The sequence below is a fragment of the Streptomyces sp. NPDC021225 genome (assembly GCF_044332865.1).
Lineage (GTDB): Bacteria > Actinomycetota > Actinomycetes > Streptomycetales > Streptomycetaceae > Streptomyces.
Genome location: NZ_JBIRPV010000006.1, coordinates 15,071 through 27,568, shown reverse-complemented (window position 1 = coordinate 27,568; position 12,498 = coordinate 15,071). Strand labels below are relative to the sequence as shown.

Annotated in this window: 5 protein-coding genes; 2 read left to right on the top strand and 3 right to left on the bottom strand. The window is 71.9% G+C overall.

The genetic code is table 11. The features are described 5' to 3' along the window. Position 1: 1 nt before the first annotated feature. Positions 2–6,895 (bottom strand): SDR family oxidoreductase, encoded by a 6,894-nt coding sequence (locus ACH4S9_RS26070; RefSeq protein WP_398374033.1) that lies wholly within the window; start codon positions 6,893–6,895, stop codon positions 2–4. Positions 6,896–7,430: 535 nt separating this feature from the next. Between ACH4S9_RS26070 and ACH4S9_RS26065 the strand changes: the two genes are divergently transcribed. Further along, positions 7,431–8,273, top strand: coding sequence for an SGNH/GDSL hydrolase family protein (locus ACH4S9_RS26065; RefSeq protein WP_398374032.1), 843 nt, complete (start codon positions 7,431–7,433; stop codon positions 8,271–8,273). Positions 8,274–8,606: 333 nt separating this feature from the next. Beyond that, positions 8,607–9,197, top strand: coding sequence for a TetR/AcrR family transcriptional regulator (locus tag ACH4S9_RS26060; protein WP_311721826.1), 591 nt, complete (start codon positions 8,607–8,609; stop codon positions 9,195–9,197). A 980-nt stretch (positions 9,198–10,177) separates the two neighbouring features. On the opposite strand, the gene ACH4S9_RS26055 is transcribed toward ACH4S9_RS26060, so the two are convergent. Next, positions 10,178–11,758 (bottom strand): MFS transporter, encoded by a 1,581-nt coding sequence (locus ACH4S9_RS26055; RefSeq protein ID WP_394816678.1) that lies wholly within the window; start codon positions 11,756–11,758, stop codon positions 10,178–10,180. Further along, positions 11,727–12,494 carry a thioesterase domain-containing protein gene (locus tag ACH4S9_RS26050; RefSeq protein WP_311721823.1) on the bottom strand — a complete coding sequence of 256 codons (768 nt, stop codon included), beginning with the start codon at positions 12,492–12,494 and terminating at the stop codon, positions 11,727–11,729. The genes ACH4S9_RS26055 and ACH4S9_RS26050 overlap by 32 nt, the downstream gene beginning before the upstream one ends. Positions 12,495–12,498 lie beyond the last annotated feature (4 nt).

The window sequence follows — 12,498 nt, the reverse complement described above, 5'->3', positions numbered from 1 at the left end:
GTCACCACCCCGAAGCGGTGTAGACGACGGCGGTGTCCTCCTGCGGCCCCCAGGCCAGTTCGCGCAGCAGGCTGATGGCGCCCTCGTCGGGGTCGATGAGGCGGATGCCGCGGCTCGCGTAGACGCGCATCAGTTCCGGGGTGACCATGCCGTTGTTGGTGCCGGTGGGCGCCCATGGGCCCCAGTGCACGGTCAGGCCCCGGCGGCCGGTGGCGTCGGACCAGTCGCGGCCGATCTCTTCGAGAGCGTCGTTGGCGGCGGCGTAGTCGCTCTGTCCGCGGTTGCCCAGGGTGGCCGCGATGCTGCCGAACAGCACCGCGAAGCGGGGGCCGTGAGGGAGCCCGCTGACGGCGTCGAGCACGGTCCTGGCGCCGTCGGTCTTCGTGCTGAAGACGCGCTGGAACGACTCCGGGGACTTCTCGGCGAACAGCTTGTCCTCGATCACGCCCGCCGCGTAGACGATTCCGTCGAGCCGGCCGTGTTCGGCGTGCACGTTCTTCACGGCGCGGTGTACGGCCTCGGTGTCCAGCACGTCCACGCAGTGGTAGCGCGCGGGGCTGCCCAGCCGGGTGAGCCGGCGAACCGTGTCGCGGACCTCCCGCTCGGCCTGGATCCTGCCGATCTCCCGCTCGACCCGGCCCGGGGATGTCAGCCCGCCCGCGATGAGCGCGGCTCGCAGGTCGGCGTCGGAGGTGGCGGCTGTCGCGAGGGCCTCTTCCAGGGAGGGCACCGGGGTACGGCCGAAGAGTTCCAGGCGGCAGCGGGCGGCGGTGGCGAGCGTGGTCGCGAACCGGGCGGCGATGCCCCGCGCGCCGCCGACGAGGAGCACCACCGATTCGTGGTCGAGTCCGCAGGCCGCGGCCTCCGCGGCGCCGTCGTCGGAGGGTCCGGCTCCGGCCGTGCCCAGGGTTCCGCGGTCGGTCTCGGTCATCCGCAGTCCGCGCCGGGTGCTCGCCGTGCGCAGCACGACCGGCTCGCGGTCGACGGAGGTCAGCTCCGCGGCGATCGCGTCGGCCGCGGTGGACGGGGCCGTTCCGGCGGGCTGCTCGACGACGCGGGCGATGGTCCGCGGGTACTCCCGGGACAGCGAGCGGAAGAGTCCGCGCAGTCCCTCCGCGGCTCCGGCGACCAGCATCCAGCGTGGTCCGGCCGCCAGGGCGGACCGGTAGAGGGGGACGGCGCCGGGAAGCACCGGCTCGGGGGCCGGGCCGCCGTCCGGGGAGATCAGGTGGATCAGGCCGTCGAAGCGGCCGCCGTCGGGTATCCCGGTGGCGGTCACCGCTCGGGCGCCGTATGAGCCGAGCCGCTCGGTGACGGACACGGCGAGCGGGCCCTCGCCGAGGATCAGGAAGGTGCGTCCGGCGAGTTCGGCGGGGGCCAGGGTGGCGGGCGCGAGGTCGAACTCCGTCATCACCAGGCGCTTCGGGGCCGTGACGACGGGTTCGGTGTCGGGGGCGCGGGTGGCGGAGCCGTCGTCCGGCGACTCCGGGGACTGCGCTGTTTCGGTTGTCCCGGGCCGTGGGTTGTCGTCCTGCCGTGCGGCGGCGATCAGTTCGGCGATGCCCGCCGCCGTACGCGCCTTGGCCAGCCGCTCCATGCCGGCGTCGTCGGTGGCGGGCAGGGCGAGCCGCTGGGCGAGCTGTCCGGCGATCTCGGCGCGCTTGATGGAGTCGACGCTCAGGTCGGCCTCCAGGTCCAGGTCGGGTTCGATCATGTCCGCCGGGTAGCCGGTGCGCTCGCCGATCACTTCCAGGACGGCCGCGAGGACGGAGTCCCCGGCCGACTCGGCCGACGCCGGGTCCGGCGCGGGCTCGGGAGCGGCGGGTGCGGCGGGGGCGGCGGGTGCGGCGGGTGCGGCCAGCGCGGGAAGGGCCGTGGCAGTCACCTCGCGGGGTACGTACTCCACGGGCGGCGGCCCGGGGCGGAGGCCGGGTCCGGTGCCGAGGTAGCCGAGCAGGACATCGCGCTGGGCGTTGATCAGCTCCCGGCTTGTGCGGAGGAATTCCCTGACCAGGGCCTCGCCGCCGGTCCCCGTCGGGCCATGGGCGGGGGCGGCGTGGAGTGGCTGTCCATGGTCTCCATGGCTGTCGGGACGGGTGGTCACCAGGGCCTCCGGGATGCGCTGGGCGGGGTGCAGGGCTGTGGCGGGGATGGCGCCGTCGGCGGTGCGGATGAGGTGGCCGTCGACGGTCCAGCCCGCGCGTCTGGGGCGGGGGGCGTAGGCCGCGTCGATCGCGTCACGGCCCTGGAACAGCCAGCCGGTGCGTACGTCGGCCCCCGCCGCGGCCAGTTCGGCGAGCGCGGAGAGAAAGCCGGTCAGCCCCGTACGGCGCCGGGTCTCCAGGGTGACGGTGCGGTGCGGGCGGTCGCCGAGGATCTCGGTGACCTGTCGGGTGAGCACCGCGCCGGGGCCCACCTCGACGAAGGTCCTGGCGCCGGCCGCGTACATGCCCTCGATCTGCTCGACGAAGCGCACCGGCGCCCCGATCTGGGCGGCCAGTTCGGCGCGTATCCCCTCGGGTCCGGCGGGATACACCCCGGCGGTGCGGTTGGACCACACCGGGATGGACGGCGCCTCGACGGGGACCGAGGCGAGCGTCGCGGCGAGGGTGTCGCCCGCGGCGGCGACCAAGGGGCTGTGGAAGGCGCAGGCCACCGGGATCCGCTGGGCCTTCAGCCCCCGGGCGCGGAGGTGTTCGACGGCCGCCGCCACGTCGCCGGTGGGGCCTGAGATCACCGTCTGGCGGGGCGAGTTGCGGTTGGCGACGACCACGGACCCCGCGCGGCCGGCCTCCTCGAGGTGTGCGGTGACGTCCGGTGCCGAGGCGGCGACGGCGGCCATGGTGCCGGGGTCGCCGGCGCCGGTGGCGGCGACGACGGACTCGGCGCGCGCCCTGCTGCACCACAGCAGTTCCTCGGGGCCGAGCACGCCGGCCGCGGCGAGTGCGACGAGTTCGCCATAGCTGTGTCCGGCCGTCATCGCCGGGCGGACACCGACCCGGCCGAGCAGGTGGTGGGCGGCGAGTCCGGTGATGCCGAGCGCGGGCTGGGCCACGCGGGTGTCGGTGACGCGATCGGCCTGGCTCTGCCGTCCGGCCTCGTCGAAGGCGGCGGGCGGGTGGAGGATCGCCGCGGCGGACTCGTCGAGGCGCAGGAAGCGCTGGAGTTCGGGGAAGGAGACGAAAAGATCGGCGAGCATGCCCGGGCGCTGGCTGCCCTGGCCGGGGAAGAGGAAGGCGATCTCGCCGGGTTCGGTGCCGTCCGCGAGGTGGATGCCGTCGTCCGGGGCGTGTTCCCCGTCGATGGCCCGGCGCAGCGATGCGGTCAGGTCCGGCACGGAGGAGGTCAGCACGGCGATCCGGGTGGGCAGGCCGCGTACGGCCGCGGGGTCGGCGCGGCGGGAGGCGGCCAGGGCGAGGTCCCGCAGCCGGGGGGCACGATGGGCGGAGCCGTCGGCCTCGGCGAGGGCGAGGAGGTCCCGGGCCGCCTTGGCGGCGGTCTCGTGGTCGGCGCCGCGGAAGAGGAACAGTTCGGCGGGCCACTCGTCGCGGGCGTGGACGGGTGGGGCACCGTCGTCGTGGGCGCGCAGGACGACATGGAAGTTGGTGCCGCCGAATCCGAAGGCGCTGACCCCGGCGACGCGCTCGGCGGGCGGCACGGGCCAGGGCCTGGCCCCGGTGTGGAAGACAAAGGGGCTGGTGCGCTCGTCCCAGCCGGGGTTCGGGTGCCGCAGGTGCAGCGTGGGCGGTTTGACGCCGTGGTGCAGCGCGAGCGAGGTCTTGATCAGCCCGGCGAGGCCGGCCGCGCACTTGGTGTGGCCGATCTGGGACTTCACCGAGCCGAGGGCGCAGCCGCCGGGGTCGGCGCCGGCCTGGGTGAAGGTCTCGGTGAGGGCGCCCAGTTCGGTGCGGTCGCCGACGACGGTGCCGGTGCCGTGCGCCTCGACCACCCCGACCTCGGCCGGTGAGATCCCGGCGTTGCGGTAGGCCCGGGTGAGCGCGCGGCGCTGGCCGTCGGCGCGCGGTGCGGTCAGGCCGAGGGCCCGGCCGTCGCTGGAGCTGCCGACGCCCTTGATGACCGCGTAGATCCGGTCCCCGTCGCGCTCGGCGTCGGCGAGCCGCTTGAGGACGACGCAGGCCACGCCCTCGCCGAGCGCGATGCCGTCGGCAGAGCGGTCGAAGGGCGCCGAGCGGCCGGAGGGGGACAGGGCGTGCGCCGAGGCGAAGAGCAGGTAGTCGTTGATGCCGTTGTGCAGGTCGGCGCCGCCGCACAGCACCAGGTCGCTGGTGCCGCCCGCCAGCTCCTTGCACGCCACATCGACCGCTGCGAGGGAGGAGGCGCAGGCGGCGTCGACCGTGTAGTTGGCGCCGCCGAGGTCGAGGCGGTTGGCGATCCGTCCGGCGATGACGTTGGCGAGGATGCCGGGGAAGGAGTCCTCGGTCAGGCCGGGCAGCTGCTCGTCCAGCTCGGGAGGCAGCTGTCCGAGGTAGGAGGGCAGGACCGTACGGAGGGTCATGGCGTTCGACAGGTCACTCCCCGCCTCCGCCCCGAACACCACCGAGGCGCGGCCCCTGTTGAAGGCGCGGTCGGCGTAGCCCGCGTCGGCGAGCGCGCGCCGCGCCACTTCCAGGGCCAGCAGCTGGACGGGCTCGATGCTCGGCAGGGAGGCGGGCGGGATGCCGTAGTCCAGCGGTTCGAAGGGGACCTCGGGCAGGAAGCCGCCCCAGCGCGAGGGGGTGTGCTCCCCCGCCCCGTCCTCGGCGTAGTAGAGGGAGGTGTCCCAGCGCGAGGCGGGCACCTCGGTGACCGCGTCGGCGCCGGACAGCACGTTTCCCCAGAAGGACGCCAGGTCGGGCGCCTGGGGGAACACGCAGGCCATGCCGACGACGGCGACGTCCAGCGGCTCGGGGGCGGCGACGGGCTCGTCCTCGCCGGTTCCGAGGGCGAGCCTGCGCCGCTCGAGGAAGGTCCGCGCGCCGGTGGTGACCGAGGCGTGCAGCGCGGCGACGGTGGTGACGTCCCACCGCAGGACGGCGACCTGCCCGGCCATGAACATGCCCTCGGAGAACTGGCGGTCCTCGCCGACCGCGCGCAGCACCCCACCGACCCGCTCGATGCCCTTGCTCGCCAGCCGCAACCGCCCCACGTTGAGCCTCTCCAGCCGCTCCCACATCTCGCGGCCGGGCACCTCACCGGTTCGCAGTTCCTCCTTGACTGCGGCGAACTCTTCGGTGAAGGGGCTGGGCACACAGCGGGTGGCGTGGCCGGGGGCGGTCTCCAGCAGTTCGGTGTGCTCGGCTTCCCGCATCTGCTCCTGGAACAGCGGCTGTACCGCTCCCGCCGCGACGACCTCCTCGGTGAAGAGGTAAGCGGTGCCCATGAGGAGTCCGACCGCCGCGCCGCGTGCGGCCAGCGGAGCGGTCATGGCGGCCACCATGGCCGCGGACCGCTCGTCGTGCACACCGCCGGCGAACAGCAGCTGGAGTTCGGTGGCGGTGTCCTCTCCGGCGGTGGCGAGGAAGTCGTCCACCACGTCGAGCTGTGCCTGCCACAGCGCGAAGCTGGTGCGGGGGCCGACGTGCCCGCCGCACTCGGAGCCCTCGAAGACGAACTTGCGCGCGCCCGCTGCGAGGAACTGGCTGAGCAACCCCGGCGAGGGCACATGCAGAAAGGCCGAGACGCCGGCCTTCTCCAGGACCGCCGCCTGCGCGGGACGACCGCCCGCGACGATGGCGTGTGAGGGGCGGATCTCCCGGATGACCTCCAGCTGGGCGTTCTTGATCTCCTCGGCGGCGAAGCCGAGCACGCCGACGCCCCAGGGCGCGTCGCCCAGGGCCGTCCGGGTCTCCTCCAGCACCGCGCGGGTCTGCTCCGCGCCGGACAGCGCCAGCGCGATGAACGGCAGGCCTCCCTCGGCGGCGACGGCGGCGGCGAAGGCGGGCTGGTCGCTCACCCGTGTCATCGGCCCTTGGACGAGCGGGAGTTCGGTGCCGAGAGCGCGACTGCCCGCGCTGTCCGGACCGAGTACGGGGACGTCGGTGCCGAGCGAGTCGGCCACGGCCTCGCGTATGCCGCGTATCGCCGCGCCCAGCGTGCCCCAGCGCCGCTGGAAGCGTCGTGGCAGGAAGGCGTCCTGCCCGATCTCCAGCGCCACCGCGGTGTCGTCCGAGCCCGGAGTGTGCCGCCGCAGCACGCGCCGGCCGCCGGTGACCACGGTCTCCGAGCCATCGAGTCCGCTCAGCAAGCTGGTGATCTCCGCGGGCAGTTCCGCCTCGGCGAGCAGCGCGGTCTGGGTGTCCAGCACCACTCCGGCGGCCCCGCCCGCGACGGCCGCCGCCGCGGTGTGCGGGCCGATGCCGCCGCAACACCACACAGGCAGTGCGTCCGCTTCGTTGGCTTCGTCGGCTTCGTTGGCTTCGTTGGCTTCGTTCGCGAGCAACTGCTGCAACAGCACAAACGTGCTCAGCTCACCGCACCGGCCGCCGGCCTCGTGGCCGCGGGCGATCAGCCCGTGGGCTCCGGCGGCCACGGCGGCCAGGGCCTCGGCGCCGGACGTCACCTCGACGAGCAGGCGTCGCCCGGGGAAGTCGGCGGCGGTCGCCGTCGCGCCGGCGGCCAGCACCACGGTGTGGACGCAGGCGGGAAGGTCCTGCGGCGGGAAACCACGGCCGTCGGCCAGCCGTACGCCGAATCCGGCGCGCGACCAATCGGCGGCGAGCCCCAGTTGCTCACGCGCCGACCGGTCACCGGCCGTGAGATCGAGCACGCCCAGTCCGCCTGCGCGTACGGCGGCCGCGGTGAACCGTGCCGACGCGACACCGAACGGATGCACCGCGAGGACGAGGTCCCTGATCCTCGATGTGCCACCGTCAGTGCTGTTCTGGAGTATTGGCATGGAAAACTCTCCAGGAAACGAGGAAGCGCATGAAGCAAAGCTCAAGAACGACGCAAGTGGCCCGTTATCCGAGATACGCGAGGGCGTGCACGGGGAAAAGGGCAAGATGAGCTGCCATGAGTCAAGCGCCTCGGAAAGGGTGGGGGGTAAGGCGTCCGAGAGCGGGTAGCGGCAGGGACATTACTACGAAGTACAGCCACCGCGCCCGGCTTATTCGGTTACAGCTTGGTGTCGACGGAGCAATGCCGCGATCAGTTCGTTCCACCCCTCCCCCGCATGTCCCCGGACAACACTGTTGAGATTCCCGTTATGCTGCTGGACTCCATATACATTTCCCTGGTCGGCTGGCAGGCTCGCGCCCGAAGGACGAAATAGGCGCCGAGAAGCGGTTGACAGGACTGCGCGATCCTTATTACGGTCCGCCGAGTCGACACCCGGGATTTCGCCGCGGGTGATCTGATCACGGAACTTCAGGGCCGGCGCTTCGGCCGACAGTTCCGCCACTAAGACCGCACCCACACTCCAGGAGTGAAGAATGCGCTCTTTAAGAAATCGCAAACGCCTCGCGTCCCTCTCTCTCACGCTGGCCACCCTCTGCCTGGCGGCCACGGCCACATCAGGTGCGTACGCCGCCGACGCCGAGCCGACGACGGCGTCGGCCGGCACGTACGTGGCACTCGGCGACTCATACGCCGTCGGGCCCGGCACACGCGTCTACGACAACCCCGACGACCCGTGCCGCCGCGGCCCGTTGACGTACCCCCGGCTGTGGGCACAGCAGCACCCCTCGTACGCCTTCGTGGAGGCATCGTGCTCCGGGGCCACCACGGCGGAGCTGACAAGCCGGCAGGTGCCGCAGCTCACCGCGGACGCCACGCTGGTGACGGTGCAGGTGGGCGGCAATGACGTCGGCTTCGTCGAGGTGCTGAAGAACTGCATCCTCACCATCGACGACAAGGACTGCGTCGCCGGAGTGGAGGCCGCGAAGGCCGCCGCGACCAGCAATCTGCCGAGCGCGCTGGCGAGCACCTACGCGTCGGTGCGGGCGAAGGCACCCAACGCCAAGGTCGTGGTGGTGGGCTATCCGCGGCTGTACACGATCGGCGGCAGCTGCGGGATCCTCGGGCTGAGCGACACCGAACGCACGGCGCTCAACTCGGCCGCCGACACGCTCGACTCGGTCCTGGCGGAGCAGGCCACGAAGGCCGGGTTCACCTTTCTCGACCCGCGTGCCGCGTTCGACCCGCACACCATCTGCTCGCGCGGCGAGACCTGGGTGACAAGTCTGGAGTGGAGCAAGATCAACGAGTCCTACCACCCCAATCAGGCCGGGCACCGTGACGGATACCTGCCCTTGCTGACCGCCCTCGCGGGCTGACCACAGCGGGCTGTGCGGCGATGCCGGACAGCCCGCTCCTTTCTCGCCGGACCCACCGCCCCGCGAGCCCGGCAACCCCCTCCCGACCCGACGGGCCCTGCGCGGGCTCGGTTCCTTTTGAGGCGGTTGATGCCGCATTCCCTCACACGTCGCTCCCGGTAGTCGACCGGAGCGCACTTCGACGCGCCACTTCAGCCCGGGCAAAGTCCTATACATCTGAATCCTCAGTGGCATCATCAGGGCGTACAGATAAGCAACATGACGTGCGGCGGTGACTTTTCGAGCGGCACACGCGTTGGCACACCTTCAGTACGTCGAGGACGGGGCAGCGAGATGTCGCAAGGAGTCCGGGCACAACAGCGGGAGCAGACACGACAGACCCTGCTGCTCGAGAGCAGGCGGCTGTTCTCGGAGCTCGGATACGGCGCCGTGGTCCTGTCGCAGATCGTCGGCGCGGCGGGCGTGACCAAGGGCGCGCTGTATCACCACTTCGCCAGCAAGTCCGACCTGTTCCGTGCCGTGCTGGAGCAGGTGCAGCAGGAGGTGGGCGAGCACATCGCCGTCACGGCAGATGTGCGGGAGGACCCCTGGGACCGGCTCATCGTCGGCTGTCAGGCGTTCCTCAACGCCTCCACCGATCCGGCGGTCCAGCGCATCCTGCTCATCGACGGGCCGGCGGTTCTCGGCTGGAGCGAGTGGCGGGCGATGAACGAGGCCACCTCGGGTGGGCACCTGACCGAGGTGCTCGTCGACCTGATCGAGGAGGGCACGATCGCCGCACAGCCGGTCGAGCCGCTCATGCATCTGCTGTCCGGTGCGATGAACGAAGCGGCTCTGTGGCTGGCGACTTCGGGGAACCCCCGCGACCTGGCGGACACCGCGAAAGCGCTGGCTCAGCTGCTGGAGGCGCTGCGCGCGCGGTGAGACGAGGGCGATGGGGCGCGCGCCGTGCGCTCCGGGGTGCTGTGGGCGCAGACGAAGCAGCCGCCCTGACCGCGCCGGATGTTGTTCAGTGTCGGCGCGCCGATGTGACCGCACCTCGTGCAGCGGCACTTCCACTGGTCGCGCACCCGCCCGGGAAAAGGTTCGAGAGGTTCCATGCCGATCGCGCGCATCTGCGCCTCGGCGGCCACCGGATCCACCGGCGCCCGGCCGGCGCAGGCGAGGCATCCGCCGCCACCGGCTCGGATCTTGAACAGTCGGGGGTAGACAATGTGGCCACAGGCCGTATGGCGGCAGCGCCACTTCACTCGGGCGCCCGGATAGGGCTCAAGCGGTTCGAAGCCCGCCGCCCGCATGTCCACCTCCGCCCTCTCCCGGCCGGCGGCGCGTCGCCGTTCACCGGCGGCGGTCCATCCGCAGTAACGGCAGCCCGAATTCAAACCGGTGCGCACCGAGGTGAAAGTGGGTGCGACGCGGTGTGCTCCCTTGGTGCAGCGGCAATCCCAGGCCACATTCGCCCCCGGGTAGGGCGCCAGTGGTTCAAGGCCCGCCGCGCGCATCACCGCGGCCGCGGTCTCGGGGTCAATTCTTCCGGGCATGGCACGTCTCTCTCTCAACCGCGAGAATCGCGTCCCGTGCGAGCACTGATCGGTCGGCGGTGCGATGACGTGGATCCGGACACATGGGGACACGCTCCAGTCTTCTCCTGTCCGACATCTGCTTCGGGGGTGGTTCGAACCGCGCGCACCAGTGGTTTCTGTGCGTCCGACCACGGCCGGGCGGGATTGGTTCGACCAGGGTGAGTTCACGGGGTGGCAACCCGGCGGCCGAGGCCGACATGCCACTCCCCATTTCGCGTACCGGCAGCATGTAAAAGTTAGTGACATACCGTCGGTATGTCAACACAGGACGTCCAGGCGGCCCGTACCCATCCGGGCCACCTGGAACGTCAACAGAGTTGGTCAAGAGGCCCGTTCGGCGGTTTCGGCGACCGGCTCGGCACCGGCGGCGGACTCCTCGCCGACACCGGTGGGAGGGCTCTTGATCACCACGGCCACCAGGACGGCGCTGCCGAGCGCGAGCAGCGCCCCGATGCCGCCGATGACGTTCATGCCCTCGGTGAAGGCGGCCCGTCCGGAGTCGACGAATGCCGCGGACAGGTCCGCGGGCAGGTTCTTCGCCGCCTCGAGTGCTCCCGCGAGAGTGTCGCCCGCGCCGTCCGGAACCCGTGCGGGAACGTCCACCTCGCCGCGGTACACGGCGGTGCCCACGCTGCCGAGCGTGGCCACGCCGAGCGCCATGCCCAGCTCGGTGCTGGTCTCCGAGAGGGCCGAAGCGGACCCCGCCTGCTCGGGCGGGGCCGATCCGACCACGATGTCGGTGCCCAGGGCCACCAGCGGGCCACCGCCCGCGTAGGCGAAGGCGAAGCCGGTCACCACCTGCGCGACCCCCGACGAGCTGTCGGCGAGCGCCAGCATCCCATGGCCGACGGCCGACACGACCAGGCCGGCGGCGACGACGTACGCGGGCCGGAACCTGCTCGCGGCGACCGGGGACAGCACGGACGTCACGATCAGCGCGAAGGCCGCCGGCAACAGGTACAGGCCGGCCTTCATGGGCGACAGTCCGCCGACGAGTTGCAGGTACTGCGTCACGAACAGATACGTACCGCCCGCCACCAGCATGCTGAGCAGAAGTGTCACGAGTGCGGTGCGGAAGGTGGGGTTGGCGAAGAGGCGGAAGTCCAGCAGCGGACTGTCCAGTGTGCGCTGCCGGCGGACGAAGACGACCGCGACGACCAGACCCACGACGAGTGCCAGCCCCGGTACCGCGGACACTCCGTCCTTGGCGATCTCCTTGAGCCCGTAGATCACCGGCAGGATGGCCGCCAGGGACAGTGCCACGCTGGCCAGGTCGAGGCGGCCGGCGTCCTCGTCGCGGTACTCCGGGAGCAGCAGGGGGCCGGCCACCAGCAGCAGCGCCATGATGGGCACGCCGAGCAGAAAGACCGACCCCCACCAGAAGTACTCCAGCATGGCGCCGCCGACCACCGGGCCGAGCGCGACACCTACGGAGAACATGGTGACCCAGATGGCGATGGCCATCCCCCGCTGCCTGGGGTCGGGAAACATGTTGCTGATCAGGGCGAGCGTGGACGGCATCAGCGTGGCGCCGGCGATGCCGAGCGCCGCCCGCGCCGCTATCAGCATGGCCGGGTCGGTCGCGTACGAGGCGACAACCGAGGCGACTCCGAAGGCCGCGGCGCCGATCAGCAGCAGCTTCCGGCGGCCGATGCGGTCGCCGAGCGTGCCCATCGTGACCAGGAAGCCCGCGATCAGGAAGCCGTAGACATCGATGATCCACAGCATCTGGGTGGCAGACGGGTCCAGCGCCTCGCTGATGTGCGGCACCGCCAGGTGCAACACACTCACATCGATGGAGAGCAGAAGCGTGGGAAGCGCCAGCACGGCCAGGCCCAGCCACTCGCGTGGGCCGGCCTGGCGGGGAGAGTCAGCGATGCTGCTCAAGGTCTTTCCTTCCAAGTAAGCCGCGGTCCTCGGCCACCAGATGGCGAGCGATGACCGCCGCGTTGGCGTGTGCGTACAGATAGAAGTGGCCGCCCGTGAACATCAACCGGCGGAATCCGCCGGTCGTTTCGAGCGACCACAGGTGCAGCCGCTCGGCGATGACGACCGGGTCGTCCACCGCGCCGAGGGCCAGGACGGGCACGCTGGTCCCCGACAGCGGCCGCTCGTACCGTTCCATCGCCTCGAGGTCGGCCCGGACGGCGCGCAGGGTCGGCTGGACGAGGTCCGCCCGGGCCATGAACCCGGGCACCATGCCGCCGATGTCCCGCAGATGCTCCAGCAGTTCCGGGTCGCTCCTGAGGTGTGCGAACGGCGGCTCGCTGGGGAAGCACGGGGGCTGGCGGGCCGACACGGCGAGCAGGGTGGGCGCAAGGCCCTTCTGTTCCATGGCCCGGGTGAGTTCATAGCCCAGGACGCTGCCGAAGCTGTGCCCGATGACCGCGTACGGCAGCGGTTCCAGGTCCGCGAGATCACGGCTGAGGGCCTCGACCAGCGGCTCGACGCGGGTCAGGGGCGGCTCGCCGATGCGCGCGCCGCGTCCCGGCAGCGATGCCACCAGGAGTTCGACATCCGCGGGGAGCACCTGCCACCAGGAGCGGAAGGCGGACGGCCAGCCCCCGGCGTGCGGGAGGGCGACCACGCGGCGGCGGGGAGGCGGCCCGGTTCCGGGCGCACCGGCCCGCGGTCTCATCCAC

What these genes read in the sequence shown, in the direction of transcription:
- ACH4S9_RS26070 (WP_398374033.1), bottom strand. Translation starts at nt 6,895, where the DNA reads ATGCCAATACTCCAGAACAGCACTGACGGTGGCACATCGAGGATCAGG.
- ACH4S9_RS26065 (WP_398374032.1), top strand. Translation starts at nt 7,431, where the DNA reads ATGCGCTCTTTAAGAAATCGCAAACGCCTCGCGTCCCTCTCTCTCACG.
- ACH4S9_RS26060 (WP_311721826.1), top strand. Translation starts at nt 8,607, where the DNA reads ATGTCGCAAGGAGTCCGGGCACAACAGCGGGAGCAGACACGACAGACC.
- ACH4S9_RS26050 (WP_311721823.1), bottom strand. Translation starts at nt 12,494, where the DNA reads ATGAGACCGCGGGCCGGTGCGCCCGGAACCGGGCCGCCTCCCCGCCGC.